Genomic DNA, 24,278 nt, shown 5'->3' on the forward strand with positions numbered 1-24,278 from the left:
CTACCGCTCGTTCCCGGCGCGGAGCTCCGCCAGCAGCCCGGCCAGGTCGAGCGGGCGGGTGAACATGGCCAGCGTCCCGTCAGGCGCGTGGGGCCACTCCGCCTCGGGGCGATCCCAGTAGAGCTCCACCCCGTTGTCGTCCGGGTCCCGGAGGTACAGCGCCTCGCTCACGCCGTGGTCCGCCGCGCCGTCGATGGGGTGCGCGGCCTGCCGCAGCCGCTCGAACGCCTCGGCCAGGTCGCGGCGGGTCGGGTAGAGGATCGCGGTGTGGTACAGCCCCGTGCTACCCGGAGGCGGGGCGGCTCCCCCGCGGCTCTCCCAGGTGTTGAGGCCCAGGTGGTGGTGGTACCCACCCGCGCTCAGGAACGCCGCGTCGGGGCCGTAGCGTTGCGTGATCGCGAAGCCCAGCACGCCATGGTAGAAGGCGAGGGCGCGTTCGAGGTCGGCCACCTTGAGGTGGACGTGCCCGATGCGGACGCCGGCGGGGATGGGCGGGTTCACGCCAGACTCAGGGCTGGCAATGATCGCAGCAGAGGTGCCCGCGCCAGGCCTCGCGGCCTTCCTTGAGGATCAACGGGACCATGACGAGGGCGGCGAGCGGGTCGGCCCACCACCAGCCGAGGAGCTGATTGAGGAGCAATCCCCCGAGCAGGATGGCCGACAGCCAGGTGCAGAGGCTGGTCTGTCGCGCCTCGGCCACGAGGGCCTGGCTGCCGAGCGAGAGGGCCACCCGGCGCTTGGCCCGTGCCAGCAGGGGCATCACCACCAGTGAGGCCAGCGCCAGCCCGATGCCCACCGGCGAGCGGTCGGGGGCGCTCCGGCTCAGGAGTGTCGCGGCGGCATCCCAGCTGACCCAGGCGCCGAGTCCGAAGAAGCTGACCGCGATGATGCGGAGCGCCCGTCGCTCCGCGGCGGCCCGCGCCACGGGCTCCCCGTCACGGCCCAGGCGCCAGAGGGCGGTGATCGAGGCGAGCACCTCGATGCCGCTGTCGATGCCGAAGCCGATCAGCGACACGCTGCCCGCCAGCGCCCCCGCCACCAGCGAGATCACGCCCTCGAGCAGGTTGTACCCGACGGTCAGCGCGGTGAGTCGGCTGCTCCGGCGCACCAGGCGGACCCGGTCGGCCGGGGAGGCCGGGGAGGCCGGGATGGTGGCGAGGGGCAGCGCGGGCATGGCGGGTGGGTGCTCTGCCTAGGGGAGGATGCTGGACGCGCCGCGCCGGGCAATCACCGCGCCCACCCCCGTGCCGACGAGGCCACCCACGAGCCCGAACCAGATCCCTCCCAGCTGCAGGCCGAGCCACCATCCCACCAACGCCCCCCCGAAGGGGGCGAGCAGGGCGAGCAGTTCGAGGAACGACGGGAGGACCGTCTGGTCATCGGGCGATTGGCGACCGATGGGGCGGCGGCCGCCGGGACGGCGAGGAGGGGATGCCATGCAGGGAAGCTGGCACGGTCCGCCGGTCCGCGCCACCGGTGACCAGGGCGGGGCTCAGCGGTGGCCGGCGGTGACCGGGACCCGGCCGGTACGGCTGACCTCGGACAGCCACGCCTCCGCGGCGCGCAGCGCCTTGCGGGGGCCACCGTACTTCACGTCGCTGAAGTACCGCCGGAAGCGCGGCCGGTAGCCGGTGGCCGTGCGGCGGTAGCTGAGCCGGACCATGTAGCCGGTGGCGCGCTCGTAGTCGAGCCGGACGATGCCGGGCGAGAGCCGGCGACCCTTCCGGGCGCGGGGGAGCGCCACCTTGGGGGCGCGGGGGCGGACGCGAGTCGCTTTGCGGGGCATGGGGACGAACCAGGGTCAGGGAGGAGCTGCGGCGGGGAAGATGCAGCGCCGGGCGCCGCAGGGGAAGCAGCCCACGGGGGCCCGGCTACAGGGCGTGCTCGGCCTGCGGGCCCACCACGGTGGTCCACTCCCGGATGCGCCAGGCGGTGACCAACCCGTGGCGCACGTACGGATCGGCGGCGACAAAGCGCTCCACCACCGCCGGCGAGTCGGCGCGGAACAGCAGCACCGCCCCATCCACCGGGTGGGCGAGCGCGCCCCCGAGCACCAGCTCGCCGCGGGCGGCCGCCGCGCGCGCGAGCGCCAAGTGGTCCTCCCGCAATGCCGCGCGTCGGGCCACGTAGTCCGGTGCCACGTCGTACAGCAGCAGGTAGTGCATGACGGCGGGCCGCCGGCTCAGGGCCGCGCGCTCGACGCGGCGTCGTCAGGGGCCAGGATCCTCGGCACGCTGTCGCCGGGCTCTGACACCACGACGGCGATGGGGTGCGGTCCGCTCGGGGGCTGCAGCCGCTCGAGCGAGCCGTCCCGCAGCCGGCGATACAGGCTCACCTCGAGCAGGCGATTCCGGCCGGTGGGCCGCACGATGGCGGCCACCCGGCCCTGCGGCAGGTCCAGCTGGAACGGGGTGCGGTCCCGGCGCCCCTCCAGGGGCCAGCTCTCGTCCGGGAAGATGGCCCAGTCGACTTCCACGCCTTCACGGGCGCCGCTGGTCACCTTCACCACGAAGCTCGAGAGCGGGCGTGCGGCCGCCGGGGTCGGGGCCGGCTCGGGCGTCGCGGGCGACGCGCTGGAGGCGGCACACCCCGGCAGCAGGATGGCGAGGAGCAGGAGCACAGGGCGCATGATCGGGTCCGGTGGAGGTGGCGGCCGGCGGGGCGGCCGCGTGGTGACTATCCGGCGCTGGCTTCCGGTGCGGTGAAGGGCGGCGCGAGTCCCGGCGTCGCGGCGGTGAACTCGGGCCAGGCCCGGGCGTCCACGTGCTGGTACTCGCGCCAGTGAGTGATCCGCCCCGCCTGCACGGCAATGAGCGCCACGCCGTGGTAGCGATGCGTGCCCTCGTAGGAATACTCGGCCGCCCCGCGCTGCGCCGCGGCATCGAACACGACGGCGTGCCACTCGGTGCGCTGCGGGAGGCCGTCATCCGCCTCGAAGAACACGCGCAGCGCGGCGCGGCCCTGCAGCTGGTAGCGCAACGGGTCGGCGTAGCACACGTCCTCTGCAAAGCAGGCCGCGGCCGCGCCGTAGTCGCGCCGGCCCCACGCCGCGGCCAGCCGCGCCAGCATCCGCCGGAACTCCGCTTCCGTCATCAGGAGCCGACGCGCTCCATCAGGTAGGCCCGGCTCCGGCCGCTCGGCCCCGGCCAGGCCAGCTCGGCGGTCCAGCGGTCGCGGCCCTCCGGGGTCCAGCGGAAGAGGTTCGACGCCCCGCGCTGGGGGCTGAACTCCATCCCGGTGGTGTCGAAGGACACCGCCACCCACCGGGCGGTGCCGCCCTCCACCGCCACCACGCCGGCGCGCCACAGGACCATGCCGCTGTCGCGGGCCTGGGCAAAGGTCGAGTCGGCGTAGGTAAAGGTGCGGATCGTGGAGTCGTCCACGAAGAGGTAACTCTCGTAGAACGGCCCGGTGTCACCACCGGTCCCGCGCCAGTTGCCCTGCAGGAAACGCAGCAGCTGGAAGCGCTCCAGCGAGACGTCGGCGGGCGTTCCTTCGCCCGCGTCCTTGCCACCACAGGCGAGGGCGGTCAGCAGCAGGCAGAGCAGGAGGCGTCGCATGCTCAGCGTCCTCCCCGGCCCACGGCGCCGGGTTGCAGGAGGAGGGCAACAAGGAAACCGACAAGGGCCAGGATGATCACGAGCCCGAACAGCTGCTCCGGGCTGCGCCGATCCAGCTGGCCGCGGATCATCGCGGCCCCGGCCCGGAGGCGGACAAGCCGCCGGCGGGTCCAGGCGAGGGCCGGGTGGTGCCCCTCCAGGGGCAGGAGAGCGGTGAGGATGGCGGGGTGCTGGGCGGCCATGCGACCTCCGGGGATCAGGAGCGCGCCGAGAAGGCGTCGCGGGACAACTCGTAGCGCACGATGCCCGGCGCGGAAGGATCACCGGCCGGCACCATGCCGCACCGGCGCATCACGCCGATGGAAGGAACCAGCTCCGGCAGGGTCTCCGCAATGACGCGGCGCACACCCGGGCGGCCGAAGGCGCGCCGGATGAGCGCCCGGGTGGCCTCGCTGGCGAGCCCCTCCCGGTGCCGTTCGGCCACGATGCCGTAGCCCACCTCGACGGTGCCGCTGGCGTCCGGGGGCCCCTTGAAGCCGGCGGTCCCGGCGAGCAGCGGCAGTGCTCCCACGCGTCCCAGCAGCACGAAGTACATCCACCACTCCGCCTCATCCGGGTGCGCCACCAGCCGGGCGAGGGTCCAGCGCAGGGCGTCGTCGTCCACGTACTCCGGCGGCCAGGTGGCGGGGACCGCGACCCCGAGCGCCGGGCCGAGGCGGCCGGGGCCGCCCAGCGCCGCCTCGAGCGCGGCCGGGGTGGCCGGCCGGAGGGTCAGCCGGTCGGTCCGGATGTCGCCGCCACTCACGCGGGGCCTCGCGTCCGGTAGCGCGCCCCGAGGAACTGGCCGCCGAAGAACGCCGCGACGAACACCGGCAGGGTGGCCAGGCGGAAGGGGAGGCCCGCGGCGTAGCGCAGGCCGACCGCCAGCGGCACCGGCAGGTGCACGGCGGCGAACCAGGCGGGCGAGAACTTCCGGACCCCGGCGCGCCAATACCCGAAAGGCAGGTTGAGGACCAGGATGGCGAGGGCCACGAGGGCGACGGTCACGGGGCCGCCTGCGGGGCGACGGGGACCAGCCCGAGGGTCTCCAGCACGGGCTCGCCGGGCGGGACCTGCTCGAACGCCTCCCGCAGCGGGACGGGGATGGCGACGGGGCGCCCGGTGGCGCCGTCCACGAATACCCACTGGGTGTCCGCGCGCGCGAGGACCGCGCCATCGGCGGGGCGGAAGAAGAGGTAGCGCCGCCGGGAGCTCCGGCGCTGCATGTCCTCCACCCAGGTCAGCAGGAGCAGCTCCTCGCCCTGCAGGGCCGGGCGCAGGTACTCGATGGCATGGGAGCGCACCACCCACGCCTGCCCGATCTCGAGGTAGCGTTCCACCGGCCACCCCTGCGCGCTCGAGTGGGCGATCGCCACGTCGAGCATCCAGCGGAGGTAGGCCAGGTTGTTCACGTGCCGGTTGACGTCGATGGCGTCGTCGGGGACCGTGAAGCGGTGGGTGAAGATGCGCGGCATCGGGTCGCTAGTGCCCGTTCACGAGGCGCTCGACCGCCTCCTTCGATTCCTTGAGCCCGAGCCCCGTGAGTTCCCGGTAGCGCCTGATCGCGGCGATGAGGTTGCCGGCATTGAGGAAGTCGCGCAGCAGGGGATCGGCGGCCACGGCGGCGGGATCGGCGGGGCCCGCCGGTGCCGCCGGCGGGTGCGTTCCGGTCGGGAGCCGCAGGCCGCCCTTGCGGGCGTCGATCGCCGCCTTGGCCTCCGCGAGCCCCAGGCCGGTCTCCTCCCGCAGCCGCTTGATGGCTCCGATGGTGTTGCCCGCGGCCAGGAGGGACTCGACGGTCTCGGGCGCGCCCGTGGTCCGGGCGGGTGTGGCGCGCGCCCCCTGGCCCAGCTGGGCCAGCCGCCAGGCCAGGCCCACGAGGCCGATGGCGGCAAGGATGTAGAGGAAGGTCATGGTCGGGCCCGGAGCGGGGTGCGTCCGCGCAATGTACCGGTCACGGCGGGCGTCGTGAAGCGGTGGCCTCAGGCCAGCGCGGCCAGCTCGCCGCTCAGCGCCGCGAGCCGGCCCAGGGCCGCGGCGTCATCCCGGAGAAAAGTGAAGTCGGCAAAGTCGAACCCCGGTGCCACGGTGCAGCCGGCGAGGGTGTAGCCCCCGCGCGGGCGGGCCGCCTGCCACCAGCCGGCCGGCACGGCGTACACCGGGCCGTTGGAGGCCAGCGCCGGGCCCAGCCGGACCCGCTCCACGTGGGCCAGGTCTGGAGGGGCGAGGAGCAGCTCCAGGGGATCGCCTTCGTAGAAGTGCCACACTTCGTCCGAGGCCACCCGGTGCCACCGGCTGTGGCTCCCGGCGGGGAGCAGGAAGTAGATCGAGGTCAGGGCCGCGCGGGCGGGTCGGCCGTCGGCGGGGGCCACCGCGGCCGCGCTGCGGTGCAGCTCGCGGTACCAGCCCCCTTCCGGGTGTGGGGCCAGGCCGAGTTCCTCGATCAGGCGCGCGGCCCGGTCCGCGGCGGTCATTCGGTGGCGATCAGGATGCGCCCGCTGGGATCGACCGTCCGCAGCAGGGCGATGATGGCGTCGATCGTGGGCTCGGTGCCGTGGTAGCGTCGGCCGTCGAGGAAGAGCACCGCCACCGATCGGTCGTGCCGCTGCATCACCGCCCGGACCGATTCCGGGGTGGCGCGCAGGCGGCGCTCGAGTTCGGGCCACGGGAGCGCACTGTCGACCGTCACCGGCAGGACGTCGGTGGCGGCCGGGGCTGCCGCCGCCTGGGCCACGCTGTCGGCGAGGCGGGCGGAGTCCAGCGCGGCGTCGCCACGGCCGGTCCGGCCGAGCCGCTCGCCCAGGCCGGAACAGGCGGGCAGGGCGGTGGCGAGCAGCAGCAGGGTGCTGAGGCGGGGCGTGGCGCTCATCGCGTGTCCTCCTCGCGGGGCCGGAAGCGGATGCCCTGGGGCGGCAGGGTATGGTGCAGCGACGGGGTGGCCATCGCGGCGTTGAGCGCGGCGGCCATGGCCCGGGCCGCGGCGCGGTCACGCCGCGCCACGTGGAGCCGAAGCTCCCCCGCCTCCTCCCCCGGGACCATCCGCAGGGTCCGGAGGTCGTGGCACGCGAGCTCGAGCCGGGGGCGCCACCACCCGGCGCGATACGCCACCCGACGCAGCTCGCGTACGTCGATGTCGAGCGCCTCGGGGGGCAGGTCCACGGTGCGGGAGTCGACGTCCAGCACCGTGACTTCGTCCACCGCGGCGGTGCCCGCCCACTCCAGCTGCACCACCGAGCCCTCATACCGCAGCAGCCCGTGAAAGGCGTAGCTGGTCGAGGAGATCGTCAGCCCAGCGAACGAGTCCACCCCGGGGACCTTGAGTGCAAACGGCAGGGTCAGCATGGGACGGAATCTAGCACGGGTGCGGGGGGCATCACCGGCTCACCCCTTCACGTAGGATCGCTTCTCCGCGACCCGGCCCGCGCGCACCCGGAAGAGGTCCACCCCGCGCACGTGCCCGGGCACCCCCTCCCGCTCCCAGTGATAGACCCAGCGCACCACGGCCCGGTCCCCGGTGGCAAAGGCCTCCTCGGTCTCGAACCGCGCCGCCGGCGAGCGGGCAAAGAACGCCGCCCAGAAGGCGCGCACCGCCGCCTGGCCCACGAAGGTCTCGCCGTCCGGCGGCGGGCGGGTACTGTCGAAGAGACAGTCGTCGGTCATGAGCGCCATCAGCGCGTCGATGTCGTGGCGATTGCACGCGGCGTTGAAGGCGTCGATGGTCGCGAGCGTCGCGGCGGCGGGATCGGTGGCCATGCCGGCCTCCTCGGGCTCAGGGCGGCGCCGCGGGGTCCCGGGGCACGCGGTGCTCCTGCAGCGCCAGCCAGAGCAGCGTGCAGCCGACGGGCAGCGCCAGGCCGATCACGTCGGCGCTGCTGAAGAAGATGGCGCCCTTGAGGCGGGCCCGCACCGGCATGCCCGCACGCAGGGCCAGCACCACCAGCGGCAGCCAGGCGCCGGCCACCGCCGCGCCGCCCACCGCCAGCAGGGCGCGCTCCCGCCGCCAGCGCCACGCCACCGGAGCCACCCCCGCCGCGGCGAGGAGCCCGCCGCCCACCATCCAGTAGCCATCCACGATGCCGACGTCCGGCATGCTCTGGTCGATGGCGGTCCAGACGCCCAGCCCCAGCACGGCCAGGCCGGCGATCCCCGCGGCCAGCCGCCCGACCCGGCGGGAGGTGAAGTCGAGGGACATGCTCAGGACGCGGGTGGGGGCGGGTCCGCCGGCCCCGGCGCGGGCGGCGGCGGCTCGGCCGGCGGGTGGGGCGCCCGCCGGTGGTCCAGCCACAGCAGGATGGCGATCCCGAGCACCAGCAGCTCGATGACCAGGTACTCCGGCATGCGACGGACCCCGGGGAAGCGGTTCGGAAGGAAGGTGGCGGCGGGCTGGCGGGGGCGCCAGCCCCGCCAGCTACGGTTCCAGGGTCACCCCTTCAGACTCGAGTTGCGCGGCCACCGCCTGCCCGATCCGCGCCCCCCACTGCTGCCCGGCCTCCATCGACTCCTGGGAGATCCGCGGCTGCAGCTCGATCAGGCGCCGGCCGATCGGCGTCTGGTGGAAGACGATCAGCTCGTGCAGCTCCGCCGCCGTGAAGTGCCGGGCGTAGATGTTGGCCAGCATGAGGAGGAAATCGTCCCTGCCCTCGTGGACGCGGGCGCCGAACCGGTCCCAGAAGACCCCGGGGATCCGGGGATTGAGGCTGCGCTGGCTGCTCAGCATGGCGTCCATGTTCGTCATGGCCTGCTCGGCGGAGCGGTTGAGCACCAGCAGCTGGCGGGCGAGGTCGAGGCGCACGGAGTCGGGCGGGGCCGCCTGGGCGCCGAGGCGTGCGGCACCGCACGCGATCAGGATGCCGAGGGCCGGGAGCAGGCGGCGGAAGCGGCGCGGCATGGGGATCCTCAAGAAAGGGGGAGCGCCGCTCAGGCCCCCATCGCCCGCACCTCGTGGAGCAGCCAGGCGTGCGCCGCCTCGAGGGTGGCGAAGGTCGCCGCCCGGACGCCATACTGCTGCGACAGCATCTCGATCATCCGCGCCACGCCGTATTGCGCGCCCGGCGGCGCGAGGTAGGCCATGCGGCAGCCGTGGCGTGCGCCAAACGTCCCGTAGCGGGCCGCGATGAGCCGGGCCTCCTCCGGGTTCGGGATCCACTCGAGCTGGCGCAGGTCGAACAGCACCGCGCGGATCACGGGGACCAGCCGCTGCCGGGCCAGCTCATCCAGGACGTGATCCGACTCCTCGAGACTCCCGGCACCGTGGCCCGTGACCACAAGGACCTCGCTGTCGGGCCAGCGCTGCACCGTGAAAGCCATCAGGCGGCGACGTCCGCGGGAGGGCCCAGGGGGAGGGCGGACGCCTGCCGTGGAGTATAGGCGCGGGCGGAACCCCGGGCAACGCGGGCGGCGGCCGGCGCCTAGCGGGGAGGGATGTCCTCGAAGCGCACGTTCTGCACCGCATACTGGTCCCAGTCGCGGTAGTCGAAGTGCCACCACTCGTAGCGGTAGACCGTGAAGCCCTCCGCCTCCATGGCCGCGCGCAGCAGGCCGCGCAGCCGCCGCTGCTCCGCGCTGCCCCCGGGATAATCGGGGTAGGCCCGCTCCGACATCTCGTCATACAGGCTCGGCATCGTCACCGGCCGTCCGGTGCGCAGCTCCACCAGGGTCAGGTCCACGGCGCAGCCGCGGTTGTGCCGGGAGCCATGGGCCGGGTCGGCCACGAAGTCGTGCTTGTCGGCGGGGGTCGCGTCCCAGAAGACCTTGGTGATGTACCAGGGCCGGTAGGCGTCGTGAATGAGCAGCCCGTACCCCTGCGCCCGCAGCGCCTGCTGCGCCCGGACCAGGGCCAGCGCCGCGGGTCGTTGCAGGAAGGCGCGGGCCTGGCTGTACAGGGGCGTGCTCAGGAAGTTGTCGCTGGTCGCGTAGCGGATGTCGAGCCGGATGGTGGAGTCGAGGCGGACCAGCTCCACCAGCTCCTCCGCGCGGAAGGGCCCCGCTTCCACTGGGGGCGTGGCGCGGAGCGCCTCCTCCCGCAGCTCCGGCACCGGCCGCACCGGGGTGAGCCGGAACACCGGCGGTCCGCCGCAGGCGAGCAGCACGAGCAGCAGCCATGGAGCGTGCCGGGCGGGGCGGGGGGCGCGCCGCGGCGCGGCGGCGGTCCGGGGGTGGTGGGTCACGGTCTCCCTCGCGTGATGGGCGGAACGGTCGGGCGGACCGGGTCAGCTGCCCCGGACGCCCGACATCTGCTTGAGCATCGCGGCCATGTTGGCCATGTCGGCCTTGAGCAGCCCCAGCCAGACGCCGCGCTCCCGACGGAACAGCATCACCTCGTACGACGTCAGGCTGACGCCCTGGACCGACATGGTCATCCGGGACACGACCAGCGCGGTGTCGGGGCCCTGCATGAGGTGGCCGAGCGGGGTGACCTCCGCCGTGCCGAGGGCCTGCAGCAGCTCGGGGCCGCCCTGGGTGGTCACGGCATGGAGGAAGTTCGCGAAGAGGATGGTGTCCGGCAGCGCCGCCGCCTCGGCCGGGGAGCTGACCCCGAAGATCTGCTCCCGGATGGCCGCGTCATCCGCGTCGTTGAGGGCAAAGCTGAACAGGTCGCGCAGCTGCCGCAGGGCGGTGGGGTGCATCAGCCGCGCGGCGCCGCGCCAGTCGGAGGTCCGCAGCGTGGCCGCGAACGCGGTCGCCGCCGCCTCGGGCGTCTCCTGGCCGTGGACGCCCATTGGGAGGAGGAGCAGCAGTGGCAGGAGCGAGAGCGCGCGGCGCATGGGTGGCCTCGGGGGGACGTGGGGACTCGGGCTTCCGCAAGATACGACCCGGCGGGTCGCCGTCCACCAGCGGCGCGACCCCCCGCTCACGTGGGCACCGGCAGGTCGGCGATGCGCCACAGCGCCAGGCTCTTGTCGGCGAAGCGGCCGGCGCCCTCGGTGCAGCCCTCGCTGAAGAGCCGGACCGGCGCCGGAAAGTGGAATGGCGCCCGTTCCAGGTTGAGCGGGCGCCAGTCACCGGTGACGATGTCCTCGTTGGCCGGCTCGTCGGGAAAGGTGGTGGTGAGGAGCCAGGGGATGCCGGCGCGCCGCAGGTTCACGAGGGCGCGGCCGATGTCGGCAAAGGAGAGGTGGACCAGCGCGTCACGGCAGAGCAGCAGGTCCGCGGGGGGGAGCGGGGACGCGGTCAGGTCGAGCACCAGGAACTCCCGCCCGGCTCCGCCATGATCGAGGGCCGCGCGCCCCACCACCTCCGGCAGCAGGTCCGCGCCCAGGTAGGTGATGCCCGCGAGGTCGACCCGCGCCATCCAGTGGCCCTCGCCGCAGGGCAGGTCGAGCAGCCGCCGCACCCCGAGGGCGCGGCACAGCACGGGGAGTTCGGCCCGGATGCGCGCCGTCTGGTCGCCGCTCGCGCCGGCCCCCGAGGCCGATTCACTCCCGCGCCAGTGATTGGACTGGTAGATCTGCCGGAAGGCGGCGAGCGCGTCGGCCGGGCCCGCGCCGGCCGCGGCCTGCCGCGCGAAGTGCTCCGCGTCGAAGGGGACCGCGTGGCGACGGTCCGCCGGTCCGGAGCGACCGGGGCCGGCCTCAGCCGCCACGCAGCACCATCCGGCAGTGAACGAGCCAGGCCGCCGCGTAGCCCAGCGCGGCCAGTCCCACGGCGACCGACTCCCGGAGCGTCCACACGCCCCAGAGCGCCAGCAGCCCCGCGGTCACCGCGCCCAGGTACAGCAGCCCGCGCTGCCCGGGCAGCAGCAGCGGCAGCAGGAGGAGCAGCGCCGCAACGGGAGGGAGCATTGCCACCCGCGCGCCGGTGCCCGAGGCACCGAACGACCGCCGGAACGAATCCCCGAGGAGCGCGAGGGCCAGCCAGCCCACCCCCACCAGCCCCGCGATCGCTCCCAGGATCACGCGCATGCCCGTCGGTGCCCGCGGCTCAGCAGTAGCTGCGGGGATCGTCGCAGTTGCTGAGCAGGGCCACCAGGGCCACCCCGCCGGCCACCGCCCCCACCACCCCGAAGGTGCGCGTCCACGAGACCTTCCGGATCGTGAGCTGCTGCACCTCACCGAGCGGGAAGGAGACCCGCCCCCCGCTGGCCGGGAAGCCGTGCAGGCTGTCGCCACGGATCGAGGGCTCGATCAGCAGCAGGTCGGGAAAGTTGGCCCGGGACACCCGGACCTCGCCGGGAGTGTGGCTGGCGAGGTACTCGGCGGGTGTCGGACCGGCCACCCGCCAGGTGGTGCAGGCACTCACGTGGGAGGCCAGGAGCAGTGCGCAGAGGACGCGCCGGACAGGTCGAGACAGGGGGAGCTCCGAGACGAGATGGGCGCAAATTGACGGGGTCGGTGTGGAGACGCCAGTCGTGGCGCTCGCCTGCACCGTGCGTGAGCGGCTTACCCCCACGGCGGCAGCGCCAGGCCCAGGCGCGCCGCGAAGTCCCGCACCAGCGCCCAGCCCTCGGGCCACGCCCCATGGCCGGAGGCCGTGTTGAGGTGACCCGCGCCGGGCACCTCCACCCGTTCGGCGCCCCAGGCGTGGCCGAGCTCGCGCGCGCGCCCGATCGGCAGGTAGGGATCGTTGTCACTGACGATGAGCAGCGCCGGGATCGTGAGCGGTCCTGACGGGGCCGGCCCGAACGGATGCAGCGCCGCTGGCGCGCCGGGGAGATCCGGATCGGCGGGAGCCACCAGCACCGCCGCCACCGCATGCGGCACGGGGTGCTGGGCCCAGTGCGCGATGCTGAGCGCCCCGAGGCTGTGCCCCAGGAGCAGCACCGGGGCCGGCCGCGCCGTGGCGACCGCCCGCTCCAGCGTGTCGAGCCACTCCCGCGGGTCCGGCGTCTCCCAGTCGCGTTGCGCGATCCGGGTGATCGCCGGGAAGCGGCGTTCCCACTGGCTCTGCCAGTGGTCGGTCCCGGAACTGGTCCAGCCGGGGAGGGTGAGCACGCACGGCTCGCCGCTCATGGAACCGGCCCCTCCCCGGCGCCGATCCGGCGCCGCACCGCCTCGAGCGGGAGCCCGGCCTCCTCCAGGGCGGCGATCGTGGCCGCATCGCCATGGCACAGGGCGCCCACCAGCAGGTGCAGCGGCTCGATCTCGGCCGGACCCGCTTCGGCTCGCGCCGTGGCGAATGCCGATCGCGCGGCGGCGGTGTACTCGACCTCTTCCGGGATCGGCGGCGCGGCGGCGGTGCCCGCGCCGAGGCGCCGGCAGAGCCGGGCGTAGCCCGCGGGATCGGGCAGGAGCCGGGTCCGCCCCTCCGCCGGAAGGGCCTTGAGCACCCCCAGCGCGAGGTGCCCCGGCGTCACGTCCGCCGTCCCGAGGTGGAGCGCCTCGTGGCGCGCCTGGAAGACCGCCACCGCCGCCGCTTCGCTGAAGCGGAAGTCGCCGGGCGCCTCGCCCGGGTCGCGGGGATCCTGGATCATGCGGGCAAGATACTCCGCGGACTCAGCGGGCCGCGACGGCGAACGGGCGGGGTCCCTGCAGGCGCTTCCACAGGAAGGCGGCGTAGGCGGCGCGCCGCCGCCGGAGCGGCTCGGCCCCGGCGCCAGCCGGCAGCAACGGGAGCAGGAAGGCATCCGGCACCTCGTCCACCGCCGCGGTGATCGTCTCGCGGGGGAGCAGGGCCGTGAGCAGCGGATCCCAGCCCGCCACGCGGGCCGCGTGCCCGTCGAGCAGGTGCGGCAGCGGCGCCTCGGGGCGGTGCGGGCTCTGCTCCGTCACCGCGCTCCAGTCGTGCTGGAACGCGAGCGCCGCCCCGTGGTCGATCAGCCAGAAGCCGCGACCCTGCACCAGGATGTTCGGGTTGGCGGGGCCGCGATCGGGGTTCTGCACCAGCCAGTCCAGCCACCGCACCTGCGCCGCGAAGTCGGGATCCAGCCGGCCCACCTCGCCGGGCACGAGCGTCCGCGCGCCGTCCAGGTAGGTGAAGCCGAGGTTCTCGCCGATGCTCGCCGCCAGCAGGTCGGCCAGCTCATCGTTGCGGTCGTCGGTGGGATGGTCGGGCAGGAGCTGGAGCACGCGGCGTGGGGGCACCGGCAGGCCCAGCCGGTCGGCGAGCGCCCCGACGATCACCTCCGCCACGAGGGTGCCGGTGCCCTGCGCCGCGCCGCGCAGCTTGACGAGGTACCGGCCCGCGGCGGTGTCGACCACCACGGGGGAGGAACTGCCGCGGCGGTCCCGGCTCCGGATCCGCCCGGCCACCAGCGGGGGGAGGAGGGGCAGGGGTGAGCTCCGCTCAGCCCGTCGGGGGCGCGTCGTCATCGGCGCGCGGCCACGCCACGGCGAGCAGCAGCGCGCCCGGCACGGCGAACACCAGGAAGAACGGGTCGAAGTTGCTCCGGACCAGGGCCCACGCCGCGAACAGCAGGTAGATCGCGCCGATGAAGCGCACCGGGCGGAGCGATACGGCGCGCCCCCGCCAGCGCCCCACGAACGCCTCCAGCGCGATCAGGCCGAAGACCAGCATCGCGGCGCCCCCGAACTGCCACCCCACCTGCAGGCCGAGCGCCAGGTCGGGCGGCACCTGTGCCGCGGCGAGCTCCGCGGCCACCTGCCGGCCGCCCGCAATCGAGTGGGCGGCGCTGCTCAGCAGGAGCAGTACCGCCGTCGCGAGGCCGACACCGATCCGGAGTCGGGACATCGGGGCTCCTGGCATCCGGAGGCTCAGCCGGGCAGCAGCTGGGCGTCGAGCGTCATGGGGACCGCCGAGAGCGCCTTGGAGATGATGCAGCCCACCTTTGTTTCCTCGGCCAGGCGCCGGAACTCCGCCGCACTCACCCCGGGCACCACCCCCCGGGTGGAGAGCGCGATCCCGGTGATGCCGAAGCCGGCGCCCACCTTGTCGAGGGTGACGGTGGCGGTGGTGGTGACGCTGGTGGGCGGGTGGCCGGCCAGGGAGAGCGCGAGGGACAGGGCCATCGAGAAGCAGCCGGCGTGGGCGGCGCCGAGCAGCTCTTCCGGGTTGGTATCGCCGGACCCCTCGAAGCGGCTGACGAACGAGTAGGGCCCTTCGAAGGCGCCGCTGCCGACCCGGATGCTGCCGGTCCCGGACTTGAGGTCGCCGGACCAGCGGGCGTTCGCGCTGCGTTGCATGAGGGGACTCCTGTCACGGGGTGAGGGGCACGGCGCGCGGTCAGGCCGGCGTCCGCGGAGCGCCCGGGAGGGACCAGGGCACCCGCTCCAAGATATCGCGCCGACGGGCCCGCGACGATCCACCCCGGCCGGGGCGGCTACGCCGGGCGCGTGAGCCGGAGCTCCACGTGGGGCCAGCCCTCCGGCCACTTGGGATGGTGGTCCACGAAGCGGCGGGTCTCCTCGAAGCCGAGCTTGGCGAGCACCCGGAGCGACGCGGCGTGGTCGGCCCGGCAGATGGCGCGCAGCGCCACCAGTCCCAGTTCCCCGAAGGCGATCGCCACCGTGGCGCCGGCGGCCGCCGTGGCCCGCCCGCCACCCCAGAAGGGGCGCCCGAGCCAGTAGCCGAGCTCCGCCTCCCCCGGCACCCGGTGCACCTCCTTGAGGAGCGTCACGCCGATCGGCTGTCCGTCCTCGCAGATGGTGTAGGAGTACTGGGTGCCCGCGGCGCGGAGCGCCACCGCGCGAGCCGCGAACTCCCGGGCGCCGTCCGCCGGGTAGGGGTGGGGCAGTGGCGTCGGCCCGGTCACCTCGGGATCCTCGAGCAGCGGCTGCAGGGTGGCCGCATGGGCCGGTTCCACCGGCTGGAGGGTGATCACGGGCCCCCGCCGGCCAGGGCGGAGGCCAGCGCGCGCCGCAGGCGCCCCTGGCTGGCGAAGTCCCAGGTGCCCCCGTACGCCACGTCGTCGATGACCCGGCGTCCATGCTGCTCGATGACCTGCACCGTGTCGGTCCACTCCGCCTCGGGGGTGGCGCCGGCATAGCGCATCAGCACCGTCACCCGCCACGCGCCGGGGGCGCTGTCGACCGCCGTGACGGTGACCGACGTGGGCCCCTCGAACAGGCTCGAGAAGAGGTCCCCCTCGGCGAAGGCCGGCTTCTCGTCGGGCGCGCGCGCCGCGTCGGCGTCGCGGTGCGCCCGCGCGGCCTCGAGCAGCGACCGCAGCGTGTCGCTCAGCATCGGCCGCCAGGCCGCCAGGGCGGCGGCGGTGGGTGCCCCGGTCTCGCGGGACGCGATGACCGCGCCATAGAAGCGGGACACCAGGGCATCGGGCGCCTCGGCCGGGGCGGGCCGGCAGGCGGCAAGCAGGGCGAGGAGGGGCAGCAGGCGGTGCATGGGGCTCGTGGCGTGAGGGAGACGCGCGGCTCCAAGGTACTCGCGCGCGGCGGGCCTGTCAGCCTTGGCGGGGGGGGAGGCGCGGCTCCAGGAACGCGGCCAGCGCGTCGAGCCCCTCGTAGCGGTACCCCGCCAGCCCGGCGGCCACCGCGCCCGCCACGTTGCGGGCGTCGTCGTCCACCATGAGCGCCGCGGACGGCGGGACCCCATGCCGGGCCAGCAGCCGCTGGTACACCGCGGGGTCCGGCTTGCGGGCGCCGAACTGGAACGAGGCGTGGAGCCGGTCGCCGAAGAGGTCGGTCACGTCGCCGCAGAGCTGGGGCAGGGCCTCGAGAAGCAGCGCCCCGTTGTTGGTCAGCAGCGCCAGCGGCACCCGCTCCTTGAGCCGCCGGAGGTAGCCGATCACGGCCGCCCGCGGGGTCATCGCCTCCCGCCGCGCCGCGATCCACTGCTCCCGGCTCACCGTCATGCCGATCCGCGCGTTGAACTCGGCGAGGTAGGCCGCGCCGGTGGGCCACGCCCCCGCCTCCGCCGCCCGCTCGAAGTCCGCGTCCCAGATGGCGGCCTGCAGGAACGCCGGCGCGAGGCCCGTGATCGTGGCCAGCCGCGCCAGCCGGCGCTCGGGATGGAAGTCGAGCAGCACCCCGTCGAGGTCAAAGATGAGGAAGGCGAAGGAGGGGCCGGTCATCCGGGGCGCCGCCCCGGGGCCGCCGCGAAGCCGTACTTCGCGACGATCCGGTCGAGGGTATTGCGGTTGCGGAAGGTGGCGGGCATTCCGAGCACCTTCTCGAAGCGCACGTTGCTGAACGCGGAGTCGCTGGTCCGGATGCGACACAGCCAGTAGACCTCCCGGCCCCGCACGTGGAAGGCATCCTCGGCCGTGGTGAACCCGGCCACGGTCCGGGCGGCCGCCCGCGAGGGGGGCGCACCCAGGAAGGCCACGTGCACCGCGTAGGCACCCCGCACCTCACCCGGAGGGAACGCCGGGTGGCTCGCGATGGCCGCGAGCTCGGCCCCGGTGCGCAGGAAGACGGCCACGCCGTAGCCCAGCTCCGCTTCGAGGTGGGCGGCCAGGGTGGCCTCGAGCCGGTCGAGGCGCGTGGCCCGGCTCTCGAAGATCACGTTGCCGCTCGCGATGAAGGTCTCGACGCTGCCGAGCCCCTGGGCCTCGAACAGCGCCTTGAGCCGCGCCATGGTCACGGTGTGGCCACCCACGTTGATGGCCCGGAGGAACGCCACGACACGCGCCACGGCGCCCCGTCTCAGCCGGCCGCGTGGCGCGCGGTGGCACGCGCCAGGGCGGCAGCGGCCTGCGCGCGGATGGCACCCTGCACCGGGGGCGCCCATCCCAGCAGCAGCCCCTTGATCCCGAGTGCCTGCCGGGCCCACGCGTAGAGGTCGAACCGGTCGCGGTGCCGCACGATCAGGCCGTTGCGCAGTTCAAAGGTGGCGTCGATGACGTTGTGCACCATCCGGCCGGTGCCGCTGTAGGTGTACCACGCCTCCCAGTGGGCCCGCCCCGTGCCATCCGACGCGTGGATGCCCGACGCCTCCACCCGCAGGTCGGTGGCCCGTTCGCAGAGCATCCGCCACATCGCACCGACCTGGGCGCCCCGCAGGTCGGGGAACACCGGGTCACCGAAGGTGGCGTCGGGCGCGTAGCAGCGCGCCATCAGCGCGTGGTCCCGCGTGCGGAGGCCCTGGTAGAGCCGGGTGATCGTGTTGGAGTCGTCGGGCATGAGGGGTCCCGGGGGAACCTGGAGCGAGCCATCATCCACGCGGGCTGCGCGGGGTCTCCAGATAGTACTGCCAGAGCAGGCGCGCCGCGACCGAGCGCCACGGCGCCCACCCCTCTGCGCGGCGCGCCTGCTCCGCCGCCGTCGGCAGCCGGGAGAGGCCGTGCACCCGCTGCAGGGCCACCGCGAGCGCGAGGTCGCCGGGTGGCCACACGTCGGGCCGCCGGAGCGCCATCAGGTAGTAGATCGACACGCTCCACGGCCCGAGCCCCGGCACCGCCAGCAGGCACTGCTGCCCGGCCGCATCCGGGGCGCGGGCCACCGCGCCGAGATCCAGCGCGCCATCGAGGATCCGGGTGGCGAGCCCGTGGCAATACGCCGCCTTCTGCCGGGTGAGCCCGAGCGCCCGAAGGCCGGCCACGGCGCTGCGGTGCACCGTGAGCGGGGTGACCCCACCCAGGCGGCTGTGCAGGCGGAGGTACATGGTGCGCGCCGCCGCGAGCGACACCTGCTGCTCCAGGATGATCCGGACCAGCGTGGGGAAGCCCGGCTGGCGACCCCACAGCGGTGGCGGCCCCTGCCGCGCCAGCAACCGGGCGAGCACCGGATCACGTCGCGCGAGCGTCCGGGCGCCGGCGGCCACGGCCGCGGTCGTGAGGCGGCGGGGTGGCTGGGCCATGTTTACGGGATGAGCGGCGGGATCTTCTCCCCCCGCTCCGAGCAGGCCATCAGGATCTCGAGCCGTCGCAGCCGCGTGGCCTCCCGCTTGGCGCTCGTCACCCAGTGGATGCAGGTGCGGCGATACCCCGGCGGTCGCTCGAGGAAGCGGCGCCACGCCAGGCGCCGCGCCCGGAACTGGCGTTCCAGCGCCGGACCGAACGCCTCGGGCCGCTGCTCGAACGAGTAGATCCCCGTGCGTGCCGCCTCCCGCGCCTCGAAGGCCGCCACCCCGGCGGGCCGCATCCGGCCCGCCGCGGTGAGCCGCTCCACATGTCGCACGTTCACCAGGCTCCAGATGCTGCGCGGCTTCCGCGGGGTCAAGCGCACCGAGTAGCTGTCGTCGTCGAGCCCCCGCCGGATCCCGTCGATCCACCCCACGCAGAGGGCCTCGTCGAGCGCCTGGGCATAGGTCACGCCGCGATGGGCGGCGTGCACCTTGTAGCACCGCACCACCAGCTCCGTGGCGCGCTGGTGTTCCCGGCTCAGCCAGCGCCGGAGCGCGTCCGCGGAGCGGAACGCCCGGGGTGCCTCGTTCACCGTGCCGCGGCCTGCCGCAGGTAGGTCCCCTCCATGAACGGGTGCCACTGGGTGCCGTCCGGCGACACGTCCATCCGGTAGAGGTACCGGTCGGCGGCGCGGAAGTCGAAGATGGCGCGGGTGTGTCCCTGCATGTGCATGGCGCCGAGGGTCAGCACGCCGTCGAGGAAGGGGCCGCGGAACTCCGCCGGCGCCTGGCCGCTGGAGTCGTACCAGTGCAGCACGTACTCGCCGCGTTCCTGGTCCCACCGGAAGATGCCGTGGCCGCGGAAGTTCACCTGGCCGTCCCGCGCCTGGGCGTAGTCCTGCACCACGGCGAAGCCGTCGAGGGCGCTGCGGTTGAAGACGGTGCCCTGCGCCGTGGCCCCCGCGGGGGCCCAGGGCGAGGGATGGATCCGCTCCTCCCCCAGCCAGTGTCCGATAAGGCGCTCGAGGGCGCGGTGGGCGGGGGTGAGCTGCGGCATGGTCATCGGGAGATCCTCACCGTGGAATGGAAGGCGATCAGGTGGCTGGTCGGTGGCGCGGCCCGGTCAGCGGGGTTCCGGACTCCCCGTGTCCGGCGCGCCACTCCGCAGGTCCTCGCGCGCCTGCCGCGCCAGCCGGGTGTAGGTGGCCCGGATCCGGTCGAGCTCCCGTTCCTCCAGTTCCTCGAGGTCGAGCAGCGCGTTGTGGGCGCCGGCCGTGGCGCGGAGCAGCTCGTCCAGCTTGATCTGCACGGCCTCCGCGTCGCGATTCTGGGTGTTCTGGATCAGGAACACCATCAGGAACGTCACGATCGTGGTGCCGGTATTGATGACCAGCTGCCAGGTGTCGCTGAAGCCGAACAGCGGCCCGGTGAGGAGCCACGCCGCGATGACCGCGGCGGCCAGGGCAAACGACAGCGGCCGACCCGCCAGGCGGCTGGTGGACTTGGCCAGGCGGGTGAACCAGGAGACGTGGGACGGCGCGGGCATGCGGTCCTCGGGGTGCGGGGACGCGACGGACAGCACGATCAGGGCGCCGCCCGGTGGCGCCGGGCATGGACGACGCTGGGCATGCCGCCGCTGTAGCCGGGCAGCAGGTGCAGGATCGCGAATTCCTCCACGGCCGCGGCCACCTGCAGCGCGCAGCAGAGCCGCACTGGCAGCGCCGGCCCGCCCAGCAGCATCCACGGCAGCGCCATCGCCATCAGCACCGCCAGCGCCTTCGAGGCCCAGGTGTGCAGGCCAGGCATCCGTCGCCACCGCAGCAGCGACCAGGCCGTGGGGGCGAAGTACGCGGCCACCCCCACCGCGAACCACGCCGCCTCCCGCCGCATGAGCGCCGGCCACAGCAGGACGAGCGCCGGCACCAGGGCCAGCAGCAGCACGTAGTCCCCGAGGCTGTCGAGCCGCCGGCCGAGGTCGCTGCTGGCGTGGAGCCGGCGGGCAAGGAAGCCGTCGAGTGCGTCGGTGAGCAGCGCCGCCACCAGGCACGTCCAGAAGGCGTCGCGGCGGTCCAGCAGCGCCGCCGGCAGGAGCCCGGCGGCGAGCCCGATCCGCAGCAGGCTCAGGGCGTTTGGCACGGCGGCCCCCCCGGCGCCCACCTCCTACCTGTCCGCCAGGTCGCTGGGCGGCAGGGCGCCGGCCGCCGCGGGCGCCGCCGCCCGCCGCCGCAGCGCCAGCGCCCCCGCGGCCCCGATCGCCAGCCAGGCACCCCAGTTGGCCAGGGCCAGCAGCGCCAGCCCCGCGGCCGACAGGCGGATATGGCCCGCCACGATGCGCGGCCCGAGCACCCGCCCGTTCCGGAAGCCGCAGCACTGCCCGGTCGCGGTGAGCAGCGCGATGCCGGGCAGGTGCGCGGCCGCCAGCGGCAGCTCCCAGGCCGGCGCGTTGGACACCAGCGACGAACCGTAGTAGGGAAAGCCGCGCAGCCCGAGCATCACCGCGGCGAGGAGCTGCCCGGCCGTGAGCGCCGCGACGAGGACGCGGCGGCGGGGCCGGCGCCTGCCGGTCAGGCGGGCCGCTCGCGCAGCCCGCGCGCCAGGGCCCGCAGCTGGTCCGCAAGGGCGGTGGCCTGGTCCGGCACGGCCAGCGAGCCGAGCAGCGCACGCACCACCTGGATGCGGGCCCGCTCCAGCTCCGCATCGGCATAGTGCGTGACGGCGAACGCCCGGTACTCGGCCGGCGACGCGCCGATCGCGGCCAGACGGTCGAGGAAGGCGGCGAACGCCTCGCGGGTCATGCGGGTGGCGTCGCGGTCGGGCAGGAGCGAAGGGGGCACGGCGGCGTCCTCGACGGGAGGTGCAGTGCGTGGAAGATAAGCGCGGCGCGGGGTGCCCGCGCCCCCGGCGATTCCCGGTCAGCGGGGCCGCGCGCCCAGAGCATCCTGCGAGGTTCCCATGCCAGCGGCGGGCCACACGACAGGGACGCCCGCACGGCCGGTCAGACCTTGCCCAGCGCGTGGAGCACGCCGTAGCCGAAGCCCAGGAGGGCGGCGATCGGGCCGGCGATCAACAGCCCCGTCACCGCGGCCTCCTGCGACCGGTCGTGCCGGTTGGAGGAGAGCCTGGAGATGAGCAGCGCGCCGAGCGCGGCCCCCACCACGTAGGCCGGCACGCCCCAGAGCAGGCCCGCGCCCACCACCCTCAGCATGCGCGGCCCTGCGCGGCGTCAGTCACGGCGGCCTCCCAGGAACCCCGGGCCGCTCAGCACCAGCGCCGCCAGCCCGGCCGCGGCCGTGAAGCCGGCGGCCAGGTGCGCGCTCAGCAGGTAGCCCACCGCCCCGATCATCCCGCTGCCCTCGAACAGCACCCACACCAGCAATGCCCGCCCCGACGCCTCCGGCTGCCCCCAGTACACGTCGGCGCCCTGCCCCGGCAGGCGGGCCGGCACCCGGGGCCGGAACACCAGGAACCCCAGCGTGAGCGGCACCAGCCCCGCGCCGCCGATCACGAGGCCGATGAGGTCGCGTGAGGCGTCGGCGGCGAGCAGCGGCCCGCCACGCTGAAAGATGAGGAAGCTGAAGATGGCGACCACGACGGTCAGGCCGCCCACCAGGGCCCGGTGCAGGACGGTGACGGCGTTCAGGCCGACGGGCGGTGTCCCGGGGTCAGTCATGGGAGGAGTGCCTTCGGGGAGTGGTGTACGGCCTGAGGATCACCTGCGCGAATCTACCGAGCGGGCACCGGGCGGTCCATGCGGCTGGACCCGGGGCGCGGATTCACGCCAGCAGCCACGCGCCGAGGCACGCCAGCGTGGCGATGGCGATCCCGGTGGTGGGGATCCAGAACCAGTACCGCACGCCCAGAACCAGGTAGGCCAGGCAGATGGCAACCGGCAGGGCCAGCACTGCGGCCGGCAGCCCCGCCACGGGCCACCGCCACCCCGTGGCGATGAGCGCCCCCCCGAAGAGCAGCGCCCCGAGGCTGTGGCTCAGGTTGAAGCCGACCCACCCCTGCCACATGGTGGCGCCGCCGCGCGACAGCCGGATGGTGGTGCCCTGCATGGCGGCAAGGACCGCCGGGTCGGTGGGCACCAGCCGGCGCGGCGTGCGCAGGTCGAGCAGCGTGTAGGCGGCGTGCAGCAGCGCCAGCAGGGAGAAGATCGCGCCCGCGAGGAGCAGGAGGGGTCCGGGCATGAGGGGACCGGGGTGAAGGGCGATCAGTCGGGCAGCGGCTTGGCGAGCCGCACGCCGTGGTCGGCGTACCCGAGCCGCCGGTAGAACTCGTGCGCCGGCAGGTGCGTGAGGCCGCTCGTCACCTCCACCCGGCACAGGCCGAGCGCCTGGAAGTGCGCCTCGGCCGCCTCCATCAGGCACCGGCCCACGCCGCGGCCCTGGGCCTCGGGCAGCACCGCGAGGGCGGTGACGCGACCCACGCCGGTGGCACGGTGCAGCACGGGTGTCACGTGCAGCGTCGCGAAGCCGAGGAGCCGGCCATCCGCATCGGCCACGAGCAGCCGGCCGGTCGGATCCTCGGTGGCCAGGGCCGCGAGGCGCTCCCCCAACACCGCGCGGGACGCCGGGTAGCCAAGCGCGGCCAGCAGCGGCAGCAGCCCCGCGACGTCCGCGGGCGTGGCCTCTCGCACGATGACGGGCGCGCCCGGCATGCTAGCGGCCGGCGCCGACAGGCCTGCCGGTGCGGGCGCCGGTCACCGCGTCATCCGGCGGTGGCGCCGAACAGCCGGCCGACCAGGGCGGTGACGCCCATTGCCACCGCGCCCCAGAAGGCCACGCGCAGGGCCCCACGGAGGCGCGGCGCCCCCCCGAGCTGTGCCGCAAGCGCCCCGAGCAGGGCGAGCAGCACCAGCGATGCGCCCATGACGACCGGCGTCAACCGGGCGAGCGGCACCGCGAGCACCAGGATCACCGGCAGCGCGGCCCCCACCGCGAAGGCCGCCGCGGAGGCCAGCGCCGCCTGGATGGGCCGCGCGCGCGTGGTCTCCGACATGCCGAGCTCGTCGCGGGCATGCGCGCCCAGGGCATCGTGGGCGGTGAGCTGGTCGGCCACCTGCAACGCCAGCTCCGGGGTGAGGCCGCGGGCCTCGTAGAAGCCGGCCAGCTCCCGCCGCTCGTGCTCCGGTTCGGCGGCCAGTTCCTTCCGCTCGCGGGTGAGGTCCGCGTTCTCGGTGTCGGCCTGGGAGCTCACCGACACGTACTCCCCCGCGGCCATCGAGAGGGCCCCGGCCGCGAGCCCCGCGGTGGCCGCGAGCAGCACCGGGGCCCGGGTGCTGGCCGCCGCCGCCACGCCCACGACCAGGCTGCTGGTGGAGATGAGGCCGTCGTTGGCGCCGAGCACCGCGGCGCGCATCCAGCCGATGTGGGCGGTGCGGTGCATCTCGGGGTGCGGCATGGGGACCATCACGGGTCGAAGGGAGCCTCGGGACCCGCCCCGTCAGGCGCCGGGACGGGCGGGTCAGCCTGCAAGCTACCCGGTTTCACGGCCGGCGGTCTTGTGCGCGGCGGTGAAGGCCATCGCTCAGCGACGATAGACCGTGACCGCGCTGTCGGTGAACGTCCGCCGGAACGCGCCCGGGGGAAGGCGGTGGCCCTTCGCGTGCTCCACCGCCAGGACCCGGCTGTAGCGCTGGGCGCGCCAGGCCTCCACGATCCGGTCCAGCACCCGCGATTCGTAGGGCGGGTCGGCGAAGGTGATGTCGTAGCTGTCGGCCGCCAGCGCCGCCGCGAAGGGCACCGCGTCCCGCTTGAACACCCGGGTCCGGTCCGTGAGCCGCAGCGCCACGATGTTCGCCTTGAGGGCGTGCAGGCTCGCGGGACGGAACTCCACGAAGTCGGCCCGGTCGGCCCCGCGCGACAGCGCCTCGAGGCCGAGCGCCCCGGTACCGGCGAAGAGGTCGAGCACCCGTGCGCCCGGCAGGTCGGCCGCCAGCGCGCTGAGCAGGGTGTCGCGGACCGGTTCCGCCGTGGGGCGCACCCGGAAGTCGTTGGGCGCGGTCAATTCCCGGCCCGCCAGTGCGCCGCCCACGATCCTCAT

Annotated in this window: 49 protein-coding genes; all 49 read right to left on the minus strand. The window is 74.7% G+C overall.

Annotated features, from left to right (window positions below; genetic code table 11):
* On the minus strand, positions 1-501 hold the full coding sequence (locus IPJ95_10240; GenBank protein MBK7923990.1) for a VOC family protein: 501 nt from the start codon (positions 499-501) through the stop codon (positions 1-3).
* Between the two features lie 7 nt (positions 502-508).
* Entirely contained in the window at positions 509-1,174 is a 666-nt protein-coding gene (locus tag IPJ95_10245; GenBank protein MBK7923991.1) for a cation transporter, read from the minus strand.
* An 18-nt stretch (positions 1,175-1,192) separates the two neighbouring features.
* Positions 1,193-1,438: a hypothetical protein gene (locus IPJ95_10250; GenBank protein ID MBK7923992.1), complete on the minus strand. Its 246-nt coding sequence runs from the start codon at positions 1,436-1,438 to the stop codon at positions 1,193-1,195.
* Positions 1,439-1,492: 54 nt separating this feature from the next.
* Positions 1,493-1,786: a hypothetical protein gene (locus tag IPJ95_10255; protein ID MBK7923993.1), complete on the minus strand. Its 294-nt coding sequence runs from the start codon at positions 1,784-1,786 to the stop codon at positions 1,493-1,495.
* An 85-nt stretch (positions 1,787-1,871) separates the two neighbouring features.
* Entirely contained in the window at positions 1,872-2,165 is a 294-nt protein-coding gene (locus IPJ95_10260) for a hypothetical protein (GenBank protein MBK7923994.1), read from the minus strand.
* A 17-nt stretch (positions 2,166-2,182) separates the two neighbouring features.
* A complete protein-coding gene (locus IPJ95_10265) occupies positions 2,183-2,629 on the minus strand; it encodes a hypothetical protein (GenBank protein ID MBK7923995.1) in 447 nt (148 codons plus the stop codon).
* Between the two features lie 47 nt (positions 2,630-2,676).
* On the minus strand, positions 2,677-3,093 hold the full coding sequence (locus IPJ95_10270) for a nuclear transport factor 2 family protein (GenBank protein MBK7923996.1): 417 nt from the start codon (positions 3,091-3,093) through the stop codon (positions 2,677-2,679).
* Complete coding sequence (locus IPJ95_10275; protein MBK7923997.1) at positions 3,093-3,560, minus strand: hypothetical protein; 468 nt, start codon at positions 3,558-3,560, stop codon at positions 3,093-3,095. Before IPJ95_10275 ends, IPJ95_10270 begins: the two co-directional genes overlap by 1 nt.
* Positions 3,561-3,562: 2 nt before the next feature.
* Positions 3,563-3,802 carry a hypothetical protein gene (locus IPJ95_10280; GenBank protein MBK7923998.1) on the minus strand — a complete coding sequence of 80 codons (240 nt, stop codon included), beginning with the start codon at positions 3,800-3,802 and terminating at the stop codon, positions 3,563-3,565.
* A 14-nt stretch (positions 3,803-3,816) separates the two neighbouring features.
* The gene (locus IPJ95_10285; GenBank protein MBK7923999.1) at positions 3,817-4,365 is read right to left on the minus strand and encodes a GNAT family N-acetyltransferase; all 549 of its coding nucleotides are present in this window, start codon (positions 4,363-4,365) and stop codon (positions 3,817-3,819) included.
* On the minus strand, positions 4,362-4,607 hold the full coding sequence (locus IPJ95_10290) for a hypothetical protein (GenBank protein ID MBK7924000.1): 246 nt from the start codon (positions 4,605-4,607) through the stop codon (positions 4,362-4,364). Before IPJ95_10290 ends, IPJ95_10285 begins: the two co-directional genes overlap by 4 nt.
* The gene (locus IPJ95_10295) at positions 4,604-5,074 is read right to left on the minus strand and encodes an acyl-CoA thioesterase (protein ID MBK7924001.1); all 471 of its coding nucleotides are present in this window, start codon (positions 5,072-5,074) and stop codon (positions 4,604-4,606) included. Before IPJ95_10295 ends, IPJ95_10290 begins: the two co-directional genes overlap by 4 nt.
* 7 nt (positions 5,075-5,081) lie before the next feature.
* Entirely contained in the window at positions 5,082-5,513 is a 432-nt protein-coding gene (locus IPJ95_10300; protein ID MBK7924002.1) for a hypothetical protein, read from the minus strand.
* A 68-nt stretch (positions 5,514-5,581) separates the two neighbouring features.
* Positions 5,582-6,073 (minus strand): cupin domain-containing protein, encoded by a 492-nt coding sequence (locus IPJ95_10305; GenBank protein ID MBK7924003.1) that lies wholly within the window; start codon positions 6,071-6,073, stop codon positions 5,582-5,584.
* Complete coding sequence (locus IPJ95_10310) at positions 6,070-6,468, minus strand: hypothetical protein (GenBank protein ID MBK7924004.1); 399 nt, start codon at positions 6,466-6,468, stop codon at positions 6,070-6,072. Before IPJ95_10310 ends, IPJ95_10305 begins: the two co-directional genes overlap by 4 nt.
* Positions 6,465-6,941, minus strand: coding sequence for a hypothetical protein (locus tag IPJ95_10315; protein MBK7924005.1), 477 nt, complete (start codon positions 6,939-6,941; stop codon positions 6,465-6,467). The genes IPJ95_10310 and IPJ95_10315 overlap by 4 nt, the downstream gene beginning before the upstream one ends.
* 39 nt (positions 6,942-6,980) lie before the next feature.
* Positions 6,981-7,352, minus strand: a complete 372-nt coding sequence (locus tag IPJ95_10320; protein ID MBK7924006.1) for a nuclear transport factor 2 family protein — start codon at positions 7,350-7,352, stop codon at positions 6,981-6,983.
* 16 nt (positions 7,353-7,368) lie between these two features.
* Positions 7,369-7,791, minus strand: coding sequence for a hypothetical protein (locus IPJ95_10325; protein ID MBK7924007.1), 423 nt, complete (start codon positions 7,789-7,791; stop codon positions 7,369-7,371).
* A 2-nt stretch (positions 7,792-7,793) separates the two neighbouring features.
* A complete protein-coding gene (locus IPJ95_10330; protein ID MBK7924008.1) occupies positions 7,794-7,937 on the minus strand; it encodes a hypothetical protein in 144 nt (47 codons plus the stop codon).
* Between the two features lie 70 nt (positions 7,938-8,007).
* Entirely contained in the window at positions 8,008-8,487 is a 480-nt protein-coding gene (locus IPJ95_10335; GenBank protein MBK7924009.1) for a DUF2059 domain-containing protein, read from the minus strand.
* A gap of 29 nt (positions 8,488-8,516) precedes the next feature.
* On the minus strand, positions 8,517-8,906 hold the full coding sequence (locus tag IPJ95_10340; GenBank protein MBK7924010.1) for a hypothetical protein: 390 nt from the start codon (positions 8,904-8,906) through the stop codon (positions 8,517-8,519).
* Positions 8,907-9,007: 101 nt separating this feature from the next.
* Positions 9,008-9,634, minus strand: coding sequence for a M15 family metallopeptidase (locus IPJ95_10345; protein MBK7924011.1), 627 nt, complete (start codon positions 9,632-9,634; stop codon positions 9,008-9,010).
* A 174-nt stretch (positions 9,635-9,808) separates the two neighbouring features.
* The gene (locus IPJ95_10350; protein ID MBK7924012.1) at positions 9,809-10,363 is read right to left on the minus strand and encodes a hypothetical protein; all 555 of its coding nucleotides are present in this window, start codon (positions 10,361-10,363) and stop codon (positions 9,809-9,811) included.
* Between the two features lie 86 nt (positions 10,364-10,449).
* The gene (locus tag IPJ95_10355) at positions 10,450-11,181 is read right to left on the minus strand and encodes a class I SAM-dependent methyltransferase (protein MBK7924013.1); all 732 of its coding nucleotides are present in this window, start codon (positions 11,179-11,181) and stop codon (positions 10,450-10,452) included.
* Positions 11,171-11,500, minus strand: a complete 330-nt coding sequence (locus tag IPJ95_10360; protein MBK7924014.1) for a hypothetical protein — start codon at positions 11,498-11,500, stop codon at positions 11,171-11,173. The genes IPJ95_10355 and IPJ95_10360 overlap by 11 nt, the downstream gene beginning before the upstream one ends.
* A 19-nt stretch (positions 11,501-11,519) precedes the next feature.
* Positions 11,520-11,837: a hypothetical protein gene (locus IPJ95_10365; protein ID MBK7924015.1), complete on the minus strand. Its 318-nt coding sequence runs from the start codon at positions 11,835-11,837 to the stop codon at positions 11,520-11,522.
* 140 nt (positions 11,838-11,977) lie between these two features.
* Positions 11,978-12,547, minus strand: coding sequence for an alpha/beta hydrolase (locus tag IPJ95_10370; GenBank protein ID MBK7924016.1), 570 nt, complete (start codon positions 12,545-12,547; stop codon positions 11,978-11,980).
* Positions 12,544-13,008: a hypothetical protein gene (locus IPJ95_10375; GenBank protein ID MBK7924017.1), complete on the minus strand. Its 465-nt coding sequence runs from the start codon at positions 13,006-13,008 to the stop codon at positions 12,544-12,546. The genes IPJ95_10370 and IPJ95_10375 overlap by 4 nt, the downstream gene beginning before the upstream one ends.
* Positions 13,009-13,030: 22 nt before the next feature.
* Positions 13,031-13,789, minus strand: coding sequence for a hypothetical protein (locus IPJ95_10380; GenBank protein ID MBK7924018.1), 759 nt, complete (start codon positions 13,787-13,789; stop codon positions 13,031-13,033).
* 31 nt (positions 13,790-13,820) lie between these two features.
* Complete coding sequence (locus IPJ95_10385) at positions 13,821-14,225, minus strand: hypothetical protein (GenBank protein ID MBK7924019.1); 405 nt, start codon at positions 14,223-14,225, stop codon at positions 13,821-13,823.
* 23 nt (positions 14,226-14,248) lie between these two features.
* On the minus strand, positions 14,249-14,677 hold the full coding sequence (locus IPJ95_10390) for an OsmC family protein (protein MBK7924020.1): 429 nt from the start codon (positions 14,675-14,677) through the stop codon (positions 14,249-14,251).
* Positions 14,678-14,814: 137 nt separating this feature from the next.
* Entirely contained in the window at positions 14,815-15,315 is a 501-nt protein-coding gene (locus tag IPJ95_10395; GenBank protein MBK7924021.1) for a GNAT family N-acetyltransferase, read from the minus strand.
* A complete protein-coding gene (locus tag IPJ95_10400; GenBank protein ID MBK7924022.1) occupies positions 15,312-15,833 on the minus strand; it encodes a hypothetical protein in 522 nt (173 codons plus the stop codon). Before IPJ95_10400 ends, IPJ95_10395 begins: the two co-directional genes overlap by 4 nt.
* Before the next feature lie 58 nt (positions 15,834-15,891).
* Complete coding sequence (locus IPJ95_10405; protein MBK7924023.1) at positions 15,892-16,521, minus strand: HAD family phosphatase; 630 nt, start codon at positions 16,519-16,521, stop codon at positions 15,892-15,894.
* Positions 16,518-17,084, minus strand: a complete 567-nt coding sequence (locus tag IPJ95_10410) for a DUF1697 domain-containing protein (GenBank protein ID MBK7924024.1) — start codon at positions 17,082-17,084, stop codon at positions 16,518-16,520. Before IPJ95_10410 ends, IPJ95_10405 begins: the two co-directional genes overlap by 4 nt.
* Positions 17,085-17,095: 11 nt before the next feature.
* Positions 17,096-17,572 (minus strand): nuclear transport factor 2 family protein, encoded by a 477-nt coding sequence (locus tag IPJ95_10415; GenBank protein ID MBK7924025.1) that lies wholly within the window; start codon positions 17,570-17,572, stop codon positions 17,096-17,098.
* Positions 17,573-17,603: 31 nt separating this feature from the next.
* Positions 17,604-18,248, minus strand: a complete 645-nt coding sequence (locus IPJ95_10420) for a DNA-3-methyladenine glycosylase 2 family protein (GenBank protein ID MBK7924026.1) — start codon at positions 18,246-18,248, stop codon at positions 17,604-17,606.
* 2 nt (positions 18,249-18,250) lie between these two features.
* Positions 18,251-18,826 (minus strand): YdeI/OmpD-associated family protein, encoded by a 576-nt coding sequence (locus IPJ95_10425; protein ID MBK7924027.1) that lies wholly within the window; start codon positions 18,824-18,826, stop codon positions 18,251-18,253.
* Positions 18,823-19,296 carry a DUF1579 family protein gene (locus IPJ95_10430; protein MBK7924028.1) on the minus strand — a complete coding sequence of 158 codons (474 nt, stop codon included), beginning with the start codon at positions 19,294-19,296 and terminating at the stop codon, positions 18,823-18,825. The genes IPJ95_10425 and IPJ95_10430 overlap by 4 nt, the downstream gene beginning before the upstream one ends.
* 60 nt (positions 19,297-19,356) lie before the next feature.
* Positions 19,357-19,779: a low affinity iron permease family protein gene (locus IPJ95_10435; protein ID MBK7924029.1), complete on the minus strand. Its 423-nt coding sequence runs from the start codon at positions 19,777-19,779 to the stop codon at positions 19,357-19,359.
* Between the two features lie 38 nt (positions 19,780-19,817).
* Positions 19,818-20,369, minus strand: a complete 552-nt coding sequence (locus IPJ95_10440) for a CDP-alcohol phosphatidyltransferase family protein (GenBank protein ID MBK7924030.1) — start codon at positions 20,367-20,369, stop codon at positions 19,818-19,820.
* A 24-nt stretch (positions 20,370-20,393) separates the two neighbouring features.
* On the minus strand, positions 20,394-20,726 hold the full coding sequence (locus IPJ95_10445) for a hypothetical protein (GenBank protein ID MBK7924031.1): 333 nt from the start codon (positions 20,724-20,726) through the stop codon (positions 20,394-20,396).
* A gap of 71 nt (positions 20,727-20,797) precedes the next feature.
* Complete coding sequence (locus IPJ95_10450) at positions 20,798-21,067, minus strand: hypothetical protein (GenBank protein ID MBK7924032.1); 270 nt, start codon at positions 21,065-21,067, stop codon at positions 20,798-20,800.
* Between the two features lie 161 nt (positions 21,068-21,228).
* Positions 21,229-21,438, minus strand: a complete 210-nt coding sequence (locus IPJ95_10455) for a hypothetical protein (GenBank protein ID MBK7924033.1) — start codon at positions 21,436-21,438, stop codon at positions 21,229-21,231.
* An 18-nt stretch (positions 21,439-21,456) separates the two neighbouring features.
* Positions 21,457-21,903 (minus strand): hypothetical protein, encoded by a 447-nt coding sequence (locus IPJ95_10460; protein MBK7924034.1) that lies wholly within the window; start codon positions 21,901-21,903, stop codon positions 21,457-21,459.
* Positions 21,904-22,006: 103 nt separating this feature from the next.
* A complete protein-coding gene (locus IPJ95_10465; GenBank protein ID MBK7924035.1) occupies positions 22,007-22,423 on the minus strand; it encodes a hypothetical protein in 417 nt (138 codons plus the stop codon).
* Between the two features lie 23 nt (positions 22,424-22,446).
* Positions 22,447-22,893 (minus strand): GNAT family N-acetyltransferase, encoded by a 447-nt coding sequence (locus IPJ95_10470; protein MBK7924036.1) that lies wholly within the window; start codon positions 22,891-22,893, stop codon positions 22,447-22,449.
* 50 nt (positions 22,894-22,943) lie between these two features.
* Positions 22,944-23,636 carry a VIT family protein gene (locus IPJ95_10475; protein ID MBK7924037.1) on the minus strand — a complete coding sequence of 231 codons (693 nt, stop codon included), beginning with the start codon at positions 23,634-23,636 and terminating at the stop codon, positions 22,944-22,946.
* A gap of 126 nt (positions 23,637-23,762) precedes the next feature.
* Complete coding sequence (rlmJ, locus tag IPJ95_10480; protein ID MBK7924038.1) at positions 23,763-24,278, minus strand: 23S rRNA (adenine(2030)-N(6))-methyltransferase RlmJ; 516 nt, start codon at positions 24,276-24,278, stop codon at positions 23,763-23,765.

The sequence above is a fragment of the Gemmatimonadota bacterium genome (assembly GCA_016713785.1).
Lineage (GTDB): Bacteria > Gemmatimonadota > Gemmatimonadetes > Gemmatimonadales > GWC2-71-9 > JADJOM01.